The sequence below is a fragment of the Stenotrophomonas acidaminiphila genome (genome assembly GCF_001431595.1).
GTDB lineage: Bacteria > Pseudomonadota > Gammaproteobacteria > Xanthomonadales > Xanthomonadaceae > Stenotrophomonas > Stenotrophomonas acidaminiphila.
In genome coordinates this window covers 14385-33112 of sequence record NZ_LDJO01000047.1, presented here as the reverse complement: position 1 = coordinate 33112, position 18728 = coordinate 14385, and the positions used below count along the sequence as shown (strand labels likewise).

The 18728-nt window shown below is 66.1% G+C and carries 14 protein-coding genes; 10 read left to right on the top strand and 4 right to left on the bottom strand.

Features of this window, described 5'->3' with window-relative positions; all coding sequences use genetic code 11:
- The first annotated feature begins 219 nt into the window (after positions 1–219).
- The 6 genes from ABB33_RS13720 (at position 220) to ABB33_RS13695 (ending at position 5747) form a co-directional block, all read left to right on the top strand.
- Positions 220–702 (top strand): FKBP-type peptidyl-prolyl cis-trans isomerase, encoded by a 483-nt coding sequence (locus tag ABB33_RS13720; protein ID WP_054666677.1) that lies wholly within the window; start codon positions 220–222, stop codon positions 700–702.
- Between the two features lie 124 nt (positions 703–826).
- The gene (locus ABB33_RS13715; RefSeq protein ID WP_054666675.1) at positions 827–2047 is read left to right on the top strand and encodes a DUF418 domain-containing protein; all 1221 of its coding nucleotides are present in this window, start codon (positions 827–829) and stop codon (positions 2045–2047) included.
- A gap of 177 nt (positions 2048–2224) precedes the next feature.
- Positions 2225–3577 carry a glutathione-disulfide reductase gene (gene gorA, locus ABB33_RS13710; protein WP_054666674.1) on the top strand — a complete coding sequence of 451 codons (1353 nt, stop codon included), beginning with the start codon at positions 2225–2227 and terminating at the stop codon, positions 3575–3577.
- Between the two features lie 54 nt (positions 3578–3631).
- Positions 3632–4600 carry a DMT family transporter gene (locus ABB33_RS13705; protein ID WP_082595102.1) on the top strand — a complete coding sequence of 323 codons (969 nt, stop codon included), beginning with the start codon at positions 3632–3634 and terminating at the stop codon, positions 4598–4600.
- The gene (locus ABB33_RS13700; protein WP_082394061.1) at positions 4498–4941 is read left to right on the top strand and encodes an MGMT family protein; all 444 of its coding nucleotides are present in this window, start codon (positions 4498–4500) and stop codon (positions 4939–4941) included. Before ABB33_RS13705 ends, ABB33_RS13700 begins: the two co-directional genes overlap by 103 nt.
- 137 nt (positions 4942–5078) lie before the next feature.
- On the top strand, positions 5079–5747 hold the full coding sequence (locus tag ABB33_RS13695; protein WP_054668716.1) for a rhomboid family intramembrane serine protease: 669 nt from the start codon (positions 5079–5081) through the stop codon (positions 5745–5747).
- 118 nt (positions 5748–5865) lie between these two features.
- Here the strand turns inward: ABB33_RS13695 and ABB33_RS13690 are convergent, their stop codons facing one another.
- Both ABB33_RS13690 and ABB33_RS13685 read right to left on the bottom strand, forming a co-directional pair.
- Complete coding sequence (locus ABB33_RS13690) at positions 5866–7872, bottom strand: M13 family metallopeptidase (protein ID WP_056932475.1); 2007 nt, start codon at positions 7870–7872, stop codon at positions 5866–5868.
- A 142-nt stretch (positions 7873–8014) separates the two neighbouring features.
- Positions 8015–10111 (bottom strand): M13 family metallopeptidase, encoded by a 2097-nt coding sequence (locus ABB33_RS13685; protein ID WP_225546751.1) that lies wholly within the window; start codon positions 10109–10111, stop codon positions 8015–8017.
- 155 nt (positions 10112–10266) lie between these two features.
- Between ABB33_RS13685 and ABB33_RS13680 the strand changes: the two genes are divergently transcribed.
- Together ABB33_RS13680 and ABB33_RS13675 are read left to right on the top strand one after the other, a co-directional pair.
- Positions 10267–11871 carry a phytoene desaturase family protein gene (locus tag ABB33_RS13680; RefSeq protein ID WP_056932474.1) on the top strand — a complete coding sequence of 535 codons (1605 nt, stop codon included), beginning with the start codon at positions 10267–10269 and terminating at the stop codon, positions 11869–11871.
- 51 nt (positions 11872–11922) lie between these two features.
- A complete protein-coding gene (locus ABB33_RS13675) occupies positions 11923–13494 on the top strand; it encodes a tetratricopeptide repeat-containing sulfotransferase family protein (RefSeq protein ID WP_056932470.1) in 1572 nt (523 codons plus the stop codon).
- 337 nt (positions 13495–13831) lie between these two features.
- Here the strand turns inward: ABB33_RS13675 and ABB33_RS13670 are convergent, their stop codons facing one another.
- A complete protein-coding gene (locus ABB33_RS13670) occupies positions 13832–16552 on the bottom strand; it encodes a TonB-dependent receptor domain-containing protein (RefSeq protein ID WP_182212902.1) in 2721 nt (906 codons plus the stop codon).
- 384 nt (positions 16553–16936) lie between these two features.
- Between ABB33_RS13670 and apbC the strand changes: the two genes are divergently transcribed.
- On the top strand, positions 16937–17788 hold the full coding sequence (apbC, locus tag ABB33_RS13665) for an iron-sulfur cluster carrier protein ApbC (protein WP_152985092.1): 852 nt from the start codon (positions 16937–16939) through the stop codon (positions 17786–17788).
- 106 nt (positions 17789–17894) lie between these two features.
- Positions 17895–18467 carry a dCTP deaminase gene (gene dcd / locus ABB33_RS13660; RefSeq protein WP_054666666.1) on the top strand — a complete coding sequence of 191 codons (573 nt, stop codon included), beginning with the start codon at positions 17895–17897 and terminating at the stop codon, positions 18465–18467.
- Positions 18468–18539: 72 nt separating this feature from the next.
- Here dcd and ABB33_RS18890 read toward each other — a convergent pair whose 3' ends face one another.
- The gene (locus ABB33_RS18890) at positions 18540–18707 is read right to left on the bottom strand and encodes a LiaI-LiaF-like domain-containing protein (protein WP_089153126.1); all 168 of its coding nucleotides are present in this window, start codon (positions 18705–18707) and stop codon (positions 18540–18542) included.
- Positions 18708–18728 lie beyond the last annotated feature (21 nt).

Below are 18728 nucleotides of genomic sequence, written 5' to 3'. Positions count from 1 at the left end.
GGGCGGGGCGCCTGGCGGGCGCATGGCCGCAGGCGGCGAGGACCGTGGCCACGGCGAACAGGGCTGGCAGCCGCCAGCGGCGGTACCGGAAAGCTGGCGTGATGTGCATGGAGCCCGGATAATGCGCCACCTCAAGACGGCTGCCATGATGGCCGCCTCCCCGTCGGCCGGCAAGGCCGCCCCAACGTCTGCCAGCGGGCAGCCACTGAAGAGTTGCGCATGAAGATCGAAAAAGACCGCGTCGTCCGTTTCCACTACACCGTGTCCGAAGTCGGCCAGGAGCCGATCGAAAGTTCCCGCGAGCGTGGTGAGCCGCTGGCGATCCTGATCGGCCACGGCAACATCATCCCGGGCCTGGAGACGGCGATGATGGACAAGGAAGCCGGCGAGAGCTTCGGCGTTGACGTGAAGTCGGCCGACGCCTACGGCGAGCGCCGCGAGGGCCTGAGCCAGCGCGTGCCGAAGAAGCACTTCGGCAACACCCGCCTGGTGCCGGGCCAGCAGGTGATCCTGCAGACCAACTTCGGCCCGCGCGCGGTCACCGTCGAAAAGGTCGGCATGACCGTGGTCGACGTCGATCTGAACCACCCGATGGCCGGCAAGGACCTGCACTTCGACGTGGAGATCGTGGAAGTCCGCGAGGCCAACGAAGAAGAAGTGCAGCACGGCCACGTGCACGGCGACGGTGGCCACCACCACTGATTGCCCGACCGGCGATCTCGCAGCGAACGGCCCGCCCTGTGCGGGCCGTTTCGTTTCCGGCGCCGCGGACGGTGGGAATGGCCGCATGCTCTAATCGCCGGTCCATCCACGGGGAACCACGGACGTGTCCAACGCCACTTTCCAGCCCATCGCGCCGGACGAGCGCATCGCCACGCTCGATGTCCTGCGTGGACTGGCGCTGCTGGGCATCCTGCTGATGAACATGGAGGCCTTCGTCGGCCCGCTGGACCTGTCCACCAGTGGCATAGATCCGCACTGGCAGGGCGTGGACCGCTGGGCGGATGCCTTCGTCTACATCTTCGTGCAGGGCAAGTTCTTCACCTTGTTCTCGCTGCTGTTCGGCGCCGGCTTCGCGGTGATGGCGCAGCGCGCCGAGGTTGCCGGGCGCGATTTCACCCGCTTCTACCTGCGTCGCAGCCTCGGCCTGCTGGGCATCGGCCTGGTGCATGCGCTGCTGCTGTGGTCCGGCGACATCCTGGTCGTCTACGCGTTGTTGTCGTTCCTGTTGCTGGCCTTCCGCGAAGCACCGCGTGCCTGGCTGCCGGTGATGGGCGTGCTGGCCTACCTGGCGGCGATCGGGTTGATGCTGTTGCTGGGCGCGCTGATGCTGCTGGTGCCGGACGAGGTCACCGCCGCGCAGGCGACCCATGCGCAGGCGGCGATCGAGGCGCAGCGGCAGGCCTACGGACACGGCACCTATGGACAGGCGGTGCTGCAGCGGCTGCGTGATTTCGGCGCGTCGCTGGGTGCGCTGCTGGTGGTGGGGCCGCAGGTGCTGGGCATGTTCCTGATCGGCAGCTGGTTCGCGCGCAGCGGCGCCATCGCCCATCCCGGTGCACACCAGCGGTTGTTCACCTGGCTGCGCCGGGGCGCGCTGCCGCTGGGGCTTGCGCTGATGCTGGTCTGCACCTGGTACCAGCCGTGGCTGGCGCCGGGGCGCTTCGACCTGCGTTCGGCCGCGGTCTACGGCGGTAGCGCGCTCGCCGGCCTGCTGATGTGCCTGGGCTACCTGGCCTGGGGCGTGCGCTGGAGCCACGCGCTGCGCTGGCTGGCACCGGCCGGGCGCATGGCGTTGAGCAACTACCTGGGACAGTCGCTGGTGTGCACGCTGCTGTTCTACGGCTATGGCCTGGGGTGGTTCGAGCAGATGGGGCGTGCGTGGCAACTGCTGTTCGCGGTGGCGTTGTTCGCCGCGCAGGTGGCCCTGAGCCGGGCCTGGCTGCGCCATTTCCGCTTCGGGCCGATGGAGTGGCTGTGGCGGGCGATCACCTACTGGCGATGGCCGCCCCTGCGCCGCGACGCAGCGGGCGCAGCGCAACGGTAGCCGCCTGGCGCCGGCCTCGCCGGTCCGGTCCGGTCGGGGCGTGTACAGGTCGGTGACGGCACGGCATGGCATGCTCGGGACCTGCATGGGCAACAGGAGTGGACGACCGATGGCCGATTTCATCAGCACACATGCGCCGGTGATCGATCCCTTGTCCCGCTGCACGGGGGCGCTCCGATGAGCCCGCCGTCGTTCGACGTGATCGTGCTCGGCGGCGGCTCCGGCGGGCTGGCGGCTGCGTTCCGTGCCGCGTCCCACGGCGCTAAGGTGGCGATGCTGGAACCGGCACTGCTGGGTGGCACCTGCGTCAACGTCGGCTGCGTGCCGAAGAAGGCGATGTGGCTGGCGGCCGACCTTGCCGAGCGCATCACGCTGGCCGCCGGGCTGGGGTTCGAGGTGCCGGCGGCGCCTCGCCTGTCGTGGCCGCGGCTGCTGCAGCGCCGCCAGCGCTACATCGACGGCATCCATGCCAGCTACCGCCAGCGGCTGCAGGACAGCGGCGTGGCGCATATCGCGCAGCGCGGGCGGCTGCTCGACGCGCGCACCGTGGAGTGCGGCGACGGTACCTTGCTGCATGCACGCCACATCGTGATCGCCACCGGCTCGCATGCGCTAAAGCCGCAGTTGCCCGGCGCTGCGCTGGGCGGGACCTCGGACGATTTCTTTGCCCTGCAGGCGCCGCCGGCACGGGTGGCCATCGTCGGTGGCGGTTATATCGCGGTCGAGCTGGCCGGCGTGATGCAGGCGCTGGGCAGCGACGTGACGCTGCTGGTGCGCGGGCAGCGCCTGTTGACCGGATTCGATGCCGGCATGACCGAACAGCTGGCGCGGAATCTGGCCGCGCAGGGCGTTGCCGTACGCTTCGGCTGCCAGGTGCAGGCGCTGCAGCGGCGCGGGGACGGCATCCAGCCGCACCTGCAGGGTGGCCCGGCCGATGCGGTGTTCGATACCGTGCTGTTCGCCACCGGCCGTGCCCCAAGCACGCATGGGCTGGGGTTGGAGGCGGCAGGCGTGGCGCTCGACGACAAGGGCGCGATCGTGGTCGATGCGTTCCAGGACACCTCGGTGCAGGGCATCAGCGCGGTCGGCGACGTGACCGCGCAGGCGATGCTGACCCCGGTGGCGATCGCCGCCGCACGCCGGCTGATGGATCGCCTGTACGGCGGCCAGCCGGAGGCGCGGCTGGACTACGACAACATCCCCAGCGTGGTGTTCTCGCACCCGCCGCTGGGCAGCGTCGGCCTGAGCGAGGAGCAGGCACGCGAGCGCTTCGACAGCGTGAGCACGTACCACAGCCGGTTCCGGCCGATGCTGCAGGCGCTCGGCGACGGCGAAATGCGTTCGCTGTTCAAGATGGTCTGCGCCGGTGCGGACGAAAAGGTCGTCGGCATCCACCTGCTAGGCGAGGGCGCCGACGAGATCCTGCAGGGCTTCGCGGTGGCGCTCAAGGCGGGGGTGACCCGCCGGCAGATGGAGGATACGGTCGCGATCCACCCGACCTCGGCCGAAGAAGTGGTGCTGATGCGCTGAGTACGCCGCAGGCCGGATAATGCCGGGCTCATCTCCCCCGGATGCGGTCATCCCGTGAATGTTTCCCCCAGGGGCGCCGCTGCGGCGGCGCCGCCGGCGCCTGTCGCCTCGCCGCTGCCGACCACGTCGCGGCGCCTGCTCGCCAGCGGCCTGCTGCTGGCCGGCGTGGGCGCCATCGCCGCATCCGGCAAGGCGGTGATCGTCAAGCTGGCCTACCGCCATGGCGCCGACGCGACCACGCTGCTGGCGCTGCGTATGCTGGTCGCACTGCCGTTCTTCGTGGCCATGGGCGCATGGGCGTCGCGCCGGGCACCGGCGCTGTCGCGCGGCGACCTGGGGCGGGTGGCGCTGCTGGGCTTCAGCGGCTACTACCTGTCCAGCTACCTGGATTTCCTGGGGCTGCAGTACATCAGCGCCACGCTGGAGCGGCTGATCCTCTACCTGAGCCCGACCCTGGTGGTGTTGATCGCGCTGGTGGTGCTGCGGCAGCGGCCGACGCGGCTGCAGGTGCTGGCGTTGCTGGTCAGCTACCTGGGCGTGCTGCTGGCCTTCGGCCACGACATCCAGCTCGATGGCCGGCGCACGCTGCTCGGCTCGGCGCTGGTGTTCGCCAGCGCGCTCAGCTATGCGGTCTACCTGTTCGGCAGCGGCCAGGCGGTGGTGCGGATCGGCGCGGTGCGCCTGACCGCCTACGCCAGCACCGTGGCCTGCGTGCTGTGCATCAGCCAGTACCTGCTGCTGCAGCCGCTGGCGGCGCTCGGCAGGCAGCCGGCGCCGGTGTACTGGCTGTCGCTGCTCAACGGCACCGTGTGCACGGTGCTGCCGGTGCTGGCGATCATGCTCGGGGTCAAGCGCATCGGTTCCTCGCTGGCCGCGCAGGTGAGTATGCTGGGCCCGGTCTCCACCATTGTGCTGAGCGTATGGCTGCTGGACGAACCGATGGGCCCGTGGCAGGGCGCGGGCACCGTGCTGGTGCTGCTGGGCGTGCTGCTGGTGGGCAGCGGCGTGGCCCGCAAGCGGTGAGCGCGGCGACCGATGCGGCGGCGGCCCAGGCTCGCATCCTCGCGGTGATCCGCGCCATCCCGCGCGGGCAGGTGATGGGCTACGGCGAGGTCGCGGCCAGGGCCGGGCTGCCGGGCCGTGCGCGGCTGGTGGCGCGGCTGCTCGGCGGCAATGATGACCGGAGCCTGCCGTGGCACCGGGTGCTGCGTTCGGATGGGCGCATCGCCCTGCCCGAGGGGTCGGCCGGCTGGCGCGAACAGGCACAACGCCTGCGTGCCGAGGGGGTCCCGGTCGAGAATGGCCGGGTCCGTCGCGTGCGGCCACGACGCGACCTGGATGCGGAGATCTGGGCGCCGGGCTAGGGGCGATGGGCTGGCGGCCCGGCATCGTTCCAGCGGCCTGCGCCGAACCGTCCCCGGCAGCGACAGCGGTGTGCCGCCGGCACAAGGGCGATGGCGCATCCCCGGCTATCATGGCGGCAGTTCCCAAGGATGCCGCCATGTTCCCCCGATTGCCCACCGTCACCAAGGCGCTGCTGATCGCCAACGTCGTGCTGTTCGTCCTGCAGCAGCCGTTCCTGCTGGGAATGCAGACGTTCGAGCCGTTCATGCTGTGGCCGCTCAACGGCGGCGGCTTCGACCCGTTCTCGCCCGGACAGAACTTCCAGCCCTGGCAGCTGCTGACCTACGGCTTCCTGCATGGTGGTTTCACCCACCTGCTGTTCAACATGCTGGCCCTGTACATGTTCGGCGCGCCGCTGGAGCTGACCTGGGGCGAGAAGCGCTTCGCCACCTATTATCTGGTGTGCGTGGCCGGCGCCGGCCTGTGCCAGCTGCTGGTGGCGGCGCTGATCGGCGAGGGCGGCCCGGTGCTGGGCGCATCCGGTGGCGTGTTCGGCCTGCTGCTGGCGTTCGGCATGCTGTTCCCGAACCAGCGGGTGATGCTGCTGTTCCCGCCGATCCCGATGAAGGCGCGCACCTTCGTCATCGTGTTCGGCGCCATCGAGCTGATGCTGGGGTTCACCGGCTGGCAGCCGGGCGTGGCGCATTTCGCGCACCTGGGCGGCATGCTGTTCGGCTGGCTGCTGATCCGTTACTGGCGCGGGCAGCCGCCGTTCAACCGCCGCGGCGGTGGCGGGCGTCCCAACCACCTGCGCCGGGTGAAGTGACCCGGCGCCGGCTGCGGCAGGAAGGTACCCGCGTGCGCTTAACAGGTCGCGCGCGGGACGCGGAAAGGAAAAAGGCGCGGAATCCCGCGCCTTTTTCGTGGGCCGAGGGGGTGGGCCGTCAGCGCCAGATCCGGATCTGCTCGGTCTCGGTGCGCTGCATCGGCTGGCCCGGCTTGCACTGGAACGCCGCGCCGAAGGCCGGCAGGTTGGCCAGCGGGCCGTTGGTGCGCCAGCGGCCCGGTGCACGGGGTTCGGCGGTCAGGCGCTGCACCGCCTCGTTGGGCGAGAGCTGCTGCGGCCACAGCGATGCCCAGGCGCGGAAGAAGGCCTGGCGGTCGGCCGGCTTGGCATCGGGCTGCGCGGCGGTGAACGCCTCCCAGGCGATTTCCACGCCGGAGATGTCGGCCATGTTTTCGTCGCGGGTCAGTTCGCCGTTGACCTTGGCATCCTTCACCCCCGGGAACGGATAGGCGCCGTACTGCGCGGCGACGCGGTTGCCGATCAGGGTCCAGGCACTCTTGTCGGCCGGCGTCCACCAGCTGCGCAGTTCGCCCTTGGCATCGACCAGCGCGCCCTTGGCGTCGATGGCGCGGCTGATCTCGTGCGCGACCAGGCTGCCATAGGCGCCGAACTTGCCGGGCAGGCCGTCGGCATCGGTGAAGATCGGCCCCTGCAGCGCGGCGGCGGTGACGATCAGGCGGTTCTGCGCCAGATCGTAGGACAGTGCTGGCTGCTGCGGCAGCACGTCCCAGCGGCGGTCGGCGTTGCCCTTGCCGATGCGCTTCATTTCCTGGGCGTGGCGCCAGGTCGAGGCGATCAGGATGTTGCCGCCGAAGCTGCCGCGGCCCATCGGCTGCACGGTGTAGTCCAGGTCGCGCAGCGGCTTGCCGATCTCGATCTTCAACGCGGCCAGCTTGGCCTCGGCCTCGCTCCTGGCCTCGGCGCTCATCCAGGTGCTGCGCTTGACCGCGGCGATCTGCGCTTCGCGGATCTGGTCCACCATCAGCCCGGCCTGGCGCAGCGCGTCGCGGCTGACATGGGCCGCGGCGTACTCATGGCCCAGCATCGGGCCGGCGGCGACGTTGATCGCATCGAGCACCTGTTCCCAGCGCGCCGGCGCGATGGCCTGGCCGCGCAGCACGCGGCCGCGGAACTCGAATTCCGCATCGCGGTAGGCCTTGGACAGGTACGGCGCCATCGCATCGCCCACGCGCCAGCGCAGGTAGGCCTTCCACTGCTCGGCCGGCAGGCGGGTGATCATGCCGTTGAGCTGCTGGAACAGCGCCGGATCGGACAGCGACACCAGGTCGTCGTTGACGCCCTGCGCCTTGAGGAACGCATCCAGCTGCAGATTGCGGTAGCGGCTGTTCAGGTCCTTGGTGGAGACCGGCGCGTAGTTGTTGAACGGGTTGTTGATGCCGGCCAGCGACTGCGCGTTGCGCGCCAGCTCGGTCTCCAGCTGGATCACCAGCGCCGACTCGGCGTCGAGCTTGTTGGCCGGGGTGCCGGTCAGCGCCAGGATCTGCTTCACGTAGGCGCGGTAACGGCCCATCAGCGCAACGGTGTCGGCGTCGGTGCGGGTGTAGAACGCCGGGTCGGGCAGGCCCATGCCGCCCTGCATGAAGTAGCCGATGTGGCGGTCCAATGCCTTGAGGTCGACGTCCGGGGCGAAGTTGAACGCCACCGGGATGCCGACCTGGTGCAGCGCGGCGATCGAGGCGGGGACGTCCTTGGCCTTCTTGATCGCGTTGATGCGGCCCAGCAGCGGCGCGATCGGCCTGGAGCCGTCGGCTTCCACCGCGGCTTCGTCCAGGCCGCTGGCCCAGAAGTCGCCCAGCAGCTTCTGCACGTTGCCCTGCGGCGCGGTCATCGCGCGCTCCAGCAGCTGGCGCTGCTGGGTGCGGGCGTTGTCGGCCAGTTGCCCCAGCGCCGTCACCGCGCCGACCTGCGGTACCGGGTTCGCCTTCAGCCAGGCCGCGTTGGCCTGGTCGTGGAAATCGGTGCAGGCCGGACTGACTGCCGGTGCGGGAGCCGCCTTCTTGCGGGCCGCGTCGGCGCCGGGCGCCGACAGCAGGGCTGCCAGGCCGAAGGACAGTGCCAGGGAAAGCGGGCGAACGTTGGGCATGTGGAGCGAATCCATCGAGGATTGGAAGTGGGCGGAGTTTAACAAGCCGGCACCGGCGCGGGTGTGGGCCCGCTCCCGCCGCGGAAACGCGAAGGCCCGGATCGCTCCGGGCCTTCGCGGGCAGCGTGCCGTCAGCCGCGGCTTACCAGATCACTACCTGCTTGTCGCCGGTGCGGACCATCGGTGCGCCGGCCTTGCACTGGAACGCGGCGGCGAAGGTCGGCAGGTTCGACGGCGCACCCATGGCGCGGAACTGCGCCGGGGCATGCGGGTCGGTGGCCAGGCGGACCTTGGCGTTCTCCGGGGTGTACTTGGTGCGCCACACGGTCGCCCAGTTGAAGAAGAAGCGCTGGTCGCGGGTGAAGCCGTCGATCTTCGGGTCTTCCTTGCCGGCGCTGGCCTTCTGCAGGGCATCGTAGGCGGTAGCCAGGCCGCCGAGGTCGGCGATGTTCTCGCCCAGGGTCAGCGAACCGTTGACGCTCTGGTCGCCCACCTTGTACTCGTCGAACTGCTTGACCAGCTTGCCGGTGAGGCCGGAGAAGCCCTTGGCATCGGCCTCGGTCCACCAGTTCTCGAAGTTGCCGGTCGGCCCGAAGCGGCTGCCCTGGTCGTCGTAGCCGTGGGTCATCTCGTGGCCGATCACCGCGCCGATGCCGCCGTAGTTGAGCGCGTCGTCGGCCTTGGGATCGAAGAACGGCGGCTGCAGGATGGCGGCCGGGAACACGATCTCGTTCTGCAGCGGGTTGTAGTAGGCATTGACCGTCTGCGGGGTCATGCCCCACTCGGTCTTGTCCACCGGCTGGCCGATCTTGGACAGCGCGAACTTGTAGTTGAACGCGTTGGCGGCGCGGATGTTGCCCAGGTAGTCGTCGTGCCGGGTCTGCAGGCCGCTCCAGTCACGCCACTTGTCCGGGTAGCCGATCTTCGGGGTGAAGGTCTCCCACTTGGCGATGGCCTTGGCCTTGGTCTCGGCGCTCATCCACGGCAGGTTCTGGATGCGGTCCTTCAGCGCCGCGGCCAGGTTCTTCACCAGTTCTTCCATCTTCGCCTTGGCTTCCGGCGAGAACGCGACCTTGACGTACATCTGGCCGAAGGCTTCGCCGGCGTCGTTCTCGATGGTGCCCAGCACGCGCTTCCAGCGCGGCTTGATTTCCTTCTGGCCGTTGAGCTCCTTGCCGTAGAACGCGTAGTTCTCCTGCACGAACGCATCGCTCAGGTACGGCGAGGCGCCGTCCACGGTGTGGAAGCGCAGGTAGGCGCGCCATGCGGCCGGGTCGGTATCGCCCAGCATCTTGCTCACTTCCTGGTGGAAGCCCGGGATGGCCAGCGAGAACTTCTCCGGCGTGGCGATACCCTGTGCCTCGAAGAACTTGCTCCAGCTGAAGTTCGGGGTCAGCGTGTCGGCGTCGGCCACGGTGACCGGGTTGTAGTACAGCGAGACATCGCGCGACAGCTCGACGCTGGACTTGGAGGCCTTGGCCAGGCGGGTCTCGAACTTGATCACGTCGCCGGCCTGCTTGGCGGCATCGGCGGCGGCCACGCCCGACAGTTCCAGCACCTTGGCCACGTGCGCCTGGTAGGCCTTGAGCTTGTCGGCCTTCTTCGCGTCGGTGTAGTAGGTGGTATCCGGCAGGCCCAGGCCGCCCTGGCTGGCGTAGGCCATGTTCATCGACGAATTCTTGAAGTCCGCTTCCGGGCCGAAGCCGAACAGCACGTTCTCGCCCTTGGCCGCGCTGGTGCGCAGGTAGTTGGCGATGGCGTCCTTGTCGGCCAGCGCGTCGATGGCGTCCAGGTCGGCCTTCAGCGGGGTGATGCCCAGCGCGTTGATCTTGGCTTCATCCATGCCCGAGGCCCAGAAGTCGCCGACGATCTTTTCCACGCCGGTGGCGTTCTTCATCGCCGCGGCCTGTTCGGCCAGCTGGTGCTGCACGGCGACCGAGCGCTCGTCCAGGATGGTGAAGGCGCCCCAGCTGGTGCGGTCGCCGGGGATCTCGTTGGCGTTGAGCCACTTGTCGTTGACGTAGCCGCCGAAGTCGGTGCAGGCGTCCTTGCTGGGATCCAGGTCGGCCGCGGTGAAGGCGTTGTAGGCCGGCAGCTTGGACTCGTCCAGCTTCAGTTCGGCGGCGGCCTCGGGTGCAGCCGCGGGGGCGGCCGCGGCCGGGGCTTCTTCTTTCTTGCAGCCGACCAGCGCGGCCGAGACGGCCAGGGTCAGCAGGAGAATCTGGGGTTTGCGAACGATCACAGGAGGCCTCCGGGCCGGATTCGGTGCATGGGTTGAGACCCCGATCACAGGGGCGTGCGCAGAAGATACGCCTGTAACCGTCGTGGAAAGGGTGTCGAAGGTCATGCCGGTTGCCGGCGCCGGCGGCCGCCGCGGGGTGATATACAGGCGTGATGACAGACAACGCTTCGCGGCAGTGGGATGCGCTCCTGGTCGGTGGCGGCCACAACGGGCTGGTATGCGCGGCCTACCTGGCCAGGGCCGGCAGACGGGTACTGGTGCTGGAGCGGCGCGAGGTGGTCGGCGGCGCCGCGGTCACCGAGGAGTTCCACCCGGGGTTCCGCAATTCGGTGGCGTCCTACACGGTGTCGCTGCTGCAGCCGCGGGTGATCGAGGACCTGCAGCTCGAACGCCACGGCCTGCGCGTGGTCCCACGGCGGATCAACAACTTCCTGCCACTGCCCGATGGCCGCTACCTGCTGGCCGGCGGCGGGCGCACCGGCGAGGAGCTGGCGAAGTTCTCCGCCCGCGACGCCGAACGCCTGCCGGCGTACGAGCAGCGCCTGGAGATCTTCGCCGACGTGCTGCGCGCGGTCGCGCTGCAGTCGCCGCCGAACGTGAGCGGCGGCGGCTGGCTGCATGCGCTGCCGGAGCTGTGGAAGGCCGGCCAGCTGGGGCGGCGCCTGCAGGGGCTGGACGCGGGCCTGAAGCAAGAGCTGCTGGACCTGTTCACGATCTCGGCGGCCGAGTATCTGGACCGCTGGTTCGAAAGCGAGCCGATCAAGGCGCTGTTCGGCTTCGACGGCATCGTCGGCAATTACGCCAGCCCGTATGCGCCGGGCACCGCCTATGTGCTGCTGCACCATGTGTTCGGGCAGAGCAACGGGGTCAAGGGTGCCTGGGGCCATGCCATCGGCGGCATGGGCGCCATCACCCAGGCGATGGCGCGTTCGGCGCGCGAGGCCGGCGCGGTGATCCGCACCGGGACCGGCGTGGAGCGGGTGCTGGTGGAGGGCGGGCGCGCCACCGGCGTGGTGACTACCGGCGGCGAGGTGATCCGCGCACGTGCGGTGGTCGCCAACGTGAATCCAAAACTGCTGTACGAACGGTTGCTGGAACCGGCGGACGTGCCCCCGGCCACCCGCGAGCGGATGGCGAACTGGCGCTGCGGTTCGGGCACGTTCCGCATGAACGTTGCGCTGTCGCGGCTGCCCGATTTCAGCGTGCTGCCGGGGCAGGGCGACCATCTCACCGCCGGCATCATCATCGCCCCGAGCCTGGACTACATGGACCGTGCCTGGCAGGACGCGCGCCGCCACGGCTGGTCGCGCGAGCCGGTGGTGGAGATGCTGATTCCCAGCACGCTGGACGATTCGCTGGCGCCACCGGGCCAGCACGTGGCCAGCCTGTTCTGCCAGCACGTGGCGCCGCAGCTGCCCGACGGGCGCAGCTGGGACGACCACCGCGAGGAGGTGGCCGACCTGATGATCGCCACCGTCGAGCGCCACGCCCCCGGCTTCGCCGCCTCGGTGCTGGGCCGGCAGATCCTCAGTCCGCTGGACCTGGAGCGCACCTTCGGCCTGGTGGGTGGCGACATCTTCCACGGCGCGCTCAGCCTCAACCAGCTGTTCAGCGCGAGGCCGATGCTGGGCCAGGCCAATTACCGCGGCGCGATCCCCGGGCTGTACCTGTGCGGTTCCGGTACCCACCCCGGCGGCGGCGTGACCGGGGCGCCGGGGCATAATGCGGCGCGGGAGATCCTTCAGAGGCGCTGGTGATATGCGCATGTAGCCACGTTATGTGGCGATGGTTTTTTTTTGGGTGATCTGATGAACCAGCAGGTGGTGGAGCTTTACCAGCAGGCCGTGATGGCGCTGAACAGGAAAGAATGGCGACAGGCATGGGCGATGGCACAGCGCGTTCTTGAAATGTCTGGAGAGCATGGCGGGGTACATTTTGTTGCTGGTGTGGCGGCAATGGAACTGGGGCAGATGCCAGCTGCCGTTGTCCACTTGCGGCGTGCGACCCAGCTCAGTCCCGGGCGTGCCGACTATGCGACACAGATGGCGCGGCTGTTGGTCTCATTGCGTGCTTTTCAGGAGGCGCACAGCTATGCGGACCAGGCGGTACGACTTGAGCCACATGATGCCTATTCGCTGGATACGTTGGGTGTTGTCTTTACTCGTATCAACGAGCATGCACGTGCGTTGGCATTGTTTGAAAAAGCGGTACTCATGGTGCCGGGTGAGGCAGTGTTCCGTTACAACTATGGGACGTCCCTGCTCTTCTCCGGCCGAGCCGAGGAGGCGGAGGCCGAGTACAGGAAATGCCTTGAGTTGGCACCGGGCTATTGGCGTGCTTACGCCTCGCTGGCGAATGTCAAGCGTTGGGCGAATGGTTGCAATAATATCTCTCTGTACGAGCGAGCGGCCGCGGCCGCGGAGCGGAGCGCGGAAGGGTCTTTGTATGTAAATCTCGCATTGGCTAAGGAGCAGGAGGATGTCGGTGATTATCCCGCTGCCTTTGCCAGTTATGTTCGGGCAAAGAACTCACAGAAGGCGCTCCGTAACTATGTTTCTGAAGCCGATCTGAAATTGTTCGAGGGGTTGCAAAAAGCATTTGACGGCATCGACGATTTCGAGGGCGGGGCGGATTGTGATGAGCCGATCTTTGTGCTGGGTATGCCGCGCAGCGGAACCACGCTGGTAGAGCGGATTATTTCCAGTCATCCTGATGTCCACTCGGCTGGTGAGTTGCAGAATTTCCCGATGATGGTCAAGCGCCTTTCGGGCACCAGGACCAATGCGGTCACCGATGTGGCAACGCTGACAGCGCTTGATGGCATGGATTGGAAGGCGCTGGGGCAGGGTTATGTCAAATCGACGCTACCCGGGACGGCTGGGGCGCGGCGCTTCGTCGACAAGCTGCCCCATAACTTTCTTTATGTCGGACACATCGCGAAGGCCTTGCCGAAGGCGCGGATAATCCTGTTGCGGCGTGACCCTGTCGACACATGTCTGAGCAATTTCAGGCAGCTTTTCTCGCTGAGCTCTTCCGTCTATGACTATTCTTTTGACCTGCTGGACACGGGGCGCTATTACTTGATGTTTGATCGGCTCATGGAGTACTGGTGCCAGCGGCTCGGGGAACGCGTGCTGGTCGTCCACTACGAGAAGCTGGTTGAGCGGCAGGAGGATGAGACGCGCAGGATCATTGAATTCTGTGGCTTGGAATGGACTGATGCTTGCATGCGCTTTGAGGAAAATAGCGCGCCGGTAGCAACTGCCAGCGTCGTGCAGGTGCGCTCCAAGTTGACCAAGGAATATGTGGGGCGTTGGCAGCGTTATGGTGAGGCCGTTGATCCGTTGCGGCAGTTGCTGAAGGCAGCGGATGCAATCTGAATGGTCTTCATTCACCGCAGAAATGTCCTGCAGGACCGGCAGGACCGGCAGGACGGAGTTGTGTGTCAGTGCTGGTTGTCCTCCTTGGATAGGCCTTGGCGGTCGGTGGTCAGTTGTTTCAGTGCAAGCCCGGGGTGGCCGGTTGGTTCTGCAATGGGTCGAATATGTTCAGGGCGATGATCTTGCGTGACCATTGAGCAATCCCGTTGCATGGACCTGGGATTGATTCATTCAACATTCCCTTTCCTGCAAGAAGCGTCAATTCGAATCCAGCAGGTGTAGACATGAAAAAGGCCCCGTCACGTGGACGGGGCCTTTTTACTGGTGGTGCGATTAATTACTTGTTGCCAAATGCATAGCGCATTTCGATGTAGTAGGCGCGGCCATATACGTCGAAATTGTACGAGTTGTACGGCGCACTCGAGGTGCCGGGGTACGAGAAGTCATACGGCGGCATCTTGTTGAACACGTTGTTGACCATGAGCGACAGGTCCATGCCGTCGAACAGACGGTAGGAAACGCTGGCGTTGTGGCGGCTGTACGAGCCGAATTTCTGCGCCCGGTTGCCTGCATAGCCCTTGTCGCTGATGGTTGCAGCGTAGTTCGGGGTTGCGTCGAACCAGTTGACATACCACGTTGCGGAGAAATTACCCTTCTGCCAGGTCAGCGAGCCATCGGCCTTGCGCTTCGGATCTGCGCTCCAGTAAGGATTGTTGAGCAGGTCGACGTAGCTGTCTTCAGCATACTGCTGGTACTTGTGACGCAGCTTCTGGGTGAAGCTGGTGCGCAAGTTCAGATCACCCCAGTTGCCGAAATCGTAGCCGTAATTGAACGATGCGTTGATGGCTTCCAGTTGCTGGTTGGACACATTGATCTTGGGCGTATAGATCGCCGTAATCATGCCAGCGGCATTGCGGGTGACCTGCGACAGGGTGCTCTGGCACAGCGGCGAGTTGATGTCATCAATGCCGGTGCGGCAGCGATAGTCCTGCAGCGACAGGCCGTTGGAGCTCTGCTGGGTGACTTCATCGCTGATGTCCCAGTTGAAGTAGTCAACGGTCAGGGCCATACGGTCGACCGGCGACCAGACCACGCCGGCACTCCATACGTCGGCATTGATCGGCTTCAGGTCCTCGTTGCCAGACTGGGTGCCAAAGAACTGGCGATTGGAAAGGGCCGCGGGGCAGGCATCAATATTGTCCGGGCCGAAACCGATCTTCGAGCACTGATAATAATCAGGGACGGAGCTGTAATAGCCGCTGTTGCCCTGGTACAGGTCGGAGAGCGTCGGGGCGCGGAAGGCAGTGCCGTACTTGCCGCGAACCAGCAGCGAATCGAACGGGCGATACTCGAAGCTCACGGCGTAGGTGGGCTTGTCGATGGTGCGGCTTCCGGCCTTGAACGCATCATAGCGGCCCGACAGCGAGATGGTCAGAGGCTCCCAGATCGGCAGGCGCAGCTCGGACGTCACGGCATAACGGTCACGGTCACCACCGCCGGCAACGGACGTCTGCCCCCAGATGGAACCATCCAGGTAGCCAGGATCCGGGTTGTAGTCCCACTTCTGCTTGCCGAATTCCGCAACAACGGCCAGTCCGGCATCACCACCCGACAGGGTGAAAAGCGTGCCGTTGGTCACCTGGGCGCGGATCATGCTATCCGAGGTCTTGCTCTTGGTAATGGCGCGGCCGGTGAAGCTGGCGAACTCCTCGGGAGTAATGGGCCGGTAGAACGCCGCGTAGTTCGGGGTGAACACCGGATATGCATCGTAGTACGGGTCCAGGCCCTGCTGCGGACCCAGTACACGATTGATGAAGAAATTGTCCGCTGCCTCGGCGTAACGGACGAAGCTGTTTTCATCCAGCTTGTATTCGGTATAGGTGCCGCCGAGGTCGTAATCCCAGTTCGAGCCACCGAATGCGCCCTTGGCGCCGAACGTCACGCGCAACGACTTGCTCTTGTCGCGGGACATCGTGTTGTTGAATCCGCCCGGGCCCATCTCTTCCGGAGCGAAGGCGCGCTGCAAATTCAGCAGGTCGTCCAGGTTCGGGTCGTAGAAATAGCCGAAATCGGCACCGGTGCCCCACCAGAGATAACCCGAACCGGAGTGATACTTGACCTGGTCGTAGCTGTAGAGCGCGTCGGCGTACAGCTGCATGTTGTCATTGACGTCGAACGTGCCATGGATATAGGCCTGCGTCGAAGTCTTCTCGTTCATGATCGTGCGGTAGCCCGCAGTGTTAAACGAACCGCAATACTTGCCATCGCCGAATCCAGGGCGGTTCTGCAGGCCCTCGGTTCCACCGAACAGGCCCGTCACGTTCTGGCAGTTGTTCGGGTCAAGGAATTTGTAGCTGGTGAAGGGGCTGTAGATGAGGAAGTCACGGCTCGCCAGCGCGGGCGAATAACCGTTCGGATTGAACTGCTTGGTCAGATCGCGCTGGTAGCCCCAGATCGGATCGCGCTCCTCGTGCTGGATGCCGCCAAGGACACTGACCCGGCCGTCGGCCGAAGTCCAGCCATCGGCGATGCTGGCACGGAAGCTGCCGCCACCGCCCTCTGAGTAGCCGCCGCCACGGATCGTGAATACCGCACCATCCATCGACTTTTTCAGGATGACATTGATAACGCCGGCGATTGCGTCTGAACCATAGAGCGAAGACTGGCCACCCGGCAGGATCTCGATGCGCTCGATCAGGTCGACCGGAATGCCGCTGATGTTGTTGAAGGTGTCGCTGCCGTTGTACAGCGCCGGGTAGTTGGACATGGGGCGGCCGTCAATCAGGTATTTGACGTAGCCCGGCGGCAGGCCGAAGAGGCTGACGGTTTCAGCGCCCTGGGTGAAAGATGCGGAGGTCTGGGCGCCTTGAACGCCACCCGTCGACATGGAGTTCTTCTGCAGCACTTCGGTGACCGAGCTGAAGCCACGCGCCTTGATGTCCTCGGCACTGATGACGGTCACCGGGGTGGCGGTTTCAATCTGGGTCTGTGGGATCAGCGAGCCCGTTACAGTGACCTTATCGAGCGTTTTAGCGGCAGATGTGTCGTCCTGGGCCATCGCTGCGGCTGGAACAAGAATCGCGGTCAGCAAAGCGCTGGTCAGCGTGCTGCGCTTGAAGGAGTTCGTGTTACGGGTCTTCACTTATGTATCCCCTGCGTGGCTGAAAGTGACTGCCCGGCTTTGGGTCCGGTGAGGGTCATATCCAGACCCCCTAGCCCGACGAAGCTGAGCGTAACCTGACTTTAACGAAGACTTGGTGTAATTGCACTCGTATGTCTCGATCTTTCAGTACTGCCCCTGCTTGTGGGTTGTGTTGGCAACTTAAGTTATTGATTTGTTGGTATTTTAAAAATCCTATGTGGGTGGGACTGCCGGGTGGCAGAGGGGAGAGGGCAGCCAGCGCGCTATAGTTGACGCATTTTTCAGCGCAGAGGTTTGCTGGTGAGTCAGTCCGTTCGTGCAGGTGCCCACCGCGTCCAGAAGGGTCTTTCGCCCCATCCCCGCATCCGCAACGTCATTGCCGTGGGCTCCGGCAAGGGCGGGGTCGGCAAGTCGACGACGGCGGTGAACCTGGCCGTGGCGCTGCAGCAGCTGGGCGCGCGGGTCGGGGTGCTGGACGCCGACATCTACGGTCCCAGCATGCCTGCGATGCTGGGGCTCAGCGGGCGTCCGGAGAGCCCGGACAACAAGTCGATCGAACCGATGCGGGCGTTCGGGGTGGAGACCATGTCGATCGGGTTCCTGGTCGAACAGGATTCGCCGATGATCTGGCGCGGGCCGATGGCGACGTCGGCGCTGACCCAGTTGTTCAACGACACCCGCTGGGACGACCTGGACTACCTGCTGGTCGACCTGCCGCCGGGCACCGGCGACATCCAGCTGACCCTGGCGCAGAAGATCCCGGTGGCCGGTGCGGTGATCGTGACCACGCCGCAGGACATCGCCACCCTGGATGCGCGCAAGGCGCTGAAGATGTTCGAGAAGGTCGAAGTGCCGGTGCTGGGCATCATCGAGAACATGGCGGTGCACACCTGCTCCAGCTGCGGCCACGTCGAGCACCTGTTCGGCGAAGGCGGTGGCCAGCGCATGGCTGCCCAGTACGGCGTGCCGCTGCTGGGTTCGCTGCCGCTGGAGATCGGCATCCGCGAGCAGGGCGACGCCGGCACCCCGATCGTGGCGGCAGCGCCTGATTCGGCGGCCGCCAAAGCCTATGTGGCCGCGGCGCGGCGCATGGTCGAGGAACTGGGCAAGCGTCCGCGGGCGGGCATTCCGATCGTTTCCTCGCTGGTCTGAACCGGCTGCCGCGACGAGCCGGCGGCCATGCCAGGCGCCGGGCTTGGGCTAGAATCGCTGTCCCTCCGGCCTGCGGGCCGGGTTCCATCGCCACCAGGAACATCGAATGAGCATCAAGAGTGACCGCTGGATCCGCCGCATGTCCGAGCAGCACGGCATGATCGAGCCCTACGAAGCCGGGCAGGTCAAGCAGCTTGATGGCCAGCGCATCGTCAGCTACGGCACCTCAAGCTATGGCTACGACGTGCGCTGTTCGCGCGAATTCAAGGTGTTCACCAACATCAACTCGACCATCGTCGACCCCAAGCACTTCGACCCGAAGAGCTTCGTCGACATCGAGGCCGACGAGTGCATCATCCCGCCGAACTCGTTCGCGCTGGCGCGCACGGTGGAGTACTTCCGCATCCCGCGCGACACGCTGGTGGTGTGCCTGGGCAAGAGCACCTATGCGCGCTGCGGGATCATCGTCAACGTCACCCCGCTGGAGCCGGAGTGGGAAGGCCACGTGACCCTGGAGTTCTCCAACACCACGCCACTGCCGGCGCGCATCTACGCCAACGAGGGCGTGGCGCAGATGCTGTTCTTCCAGGCCGACAAGGACGACGTCTGCGAAACGTCGTACCGCGATCGCGGCGGCAAGTACCAGGGCCAGACCGGGGTGACCCTGCCGCGTACCTGAGCGCGGGACCCTGCTGCAGGCGAAAAGGGCGCGGAATTCCGCGCCCTTCGTGTTTCCACCGGTTGCCGGGGCCTACTTGCCGCGCCCGAACAGCATGCCGATGCCCACGGCCACCAGGATGGCCGGCCACCAGGTGGCCAGCATCGAGCCGATGTTGCCGTTGATCCAGCCCAGGTTCTTGGCCAGGAAGAACAGGCCGACGATGATCAGGATCAGGGCGGCGATCAGGTTGGAGCGCATCGACTTGCGGGTCCTTGGATG

Coding starts and splice junctions, on each gene's coding strand:
- ABB33_RS13720 (WP_054666677.1), top strand. CDS start 220: ATGAAGATCGAAAAAGACCGCGTCGTCCGTTTCCACTACACCGTGTCC.
- gorA (WP_054666674.1), top strand. CDS start 2,225: ATGAGCCCGCCGTCGTTCGACGTGATCGTGCTCGGCGGCGGCTCCGGC.
- ABB33_RS13700 (WP_082394061.1), top strand. CDS start 4,498: ATGGCTGCTGGACGAACCGATGGGCCCGTGGCAGGGCGCGGGCACCGT.
- ABB33_RS13695 (WP_054668716.1), top strand. CDS start 5,079: ATGTTCCCCCGATTGCCCACCGTCACCAAGGCGCTGCTGATCGCCAAC.
- ABB33_RS13690 (WP_056932475.1), bottom strand. CDS start 7,872: ATGCCCAACGTTCGCCCGCTTTCCCTGGCACTGTCCTTCGGCCTGGCA.
- ABB33_RS13680 (WP_056932474.1), top strand. CDS start 10,267: ATGACAGACAACGCTTCGCGGCAGTGGGATGCGCTCCTGGTCGGTGGC.
- ABB33_RS13675 (WP_056932470.1), top strand. CDS start 11,923: ATGAACCAGCAGGTGGTGGAGCTTTACCAGCAGGCCGTGATGGCGCTG.
- ABB33_RS13670 (WP_182212902.1), bottom strand. CDS start 16,552: ATGGCCCAGGACGACACATCTGCCGCTAAAACGCTCGATAAGGTCACT.
- dcd (WP_054666666.1), top strand. CDS start 17,895: ATGAGCATCAAGAGTGACCGCTGGATCCGCCGCATGTCCGAGCAGCAC.
- ABB33_RS18890 (WP_089153126.1), bottom strand. CDS start 18,707: ATGCGCTCCAACCTGATCGCCGCCCTGATCCTGATCATCGTCGGCCTG.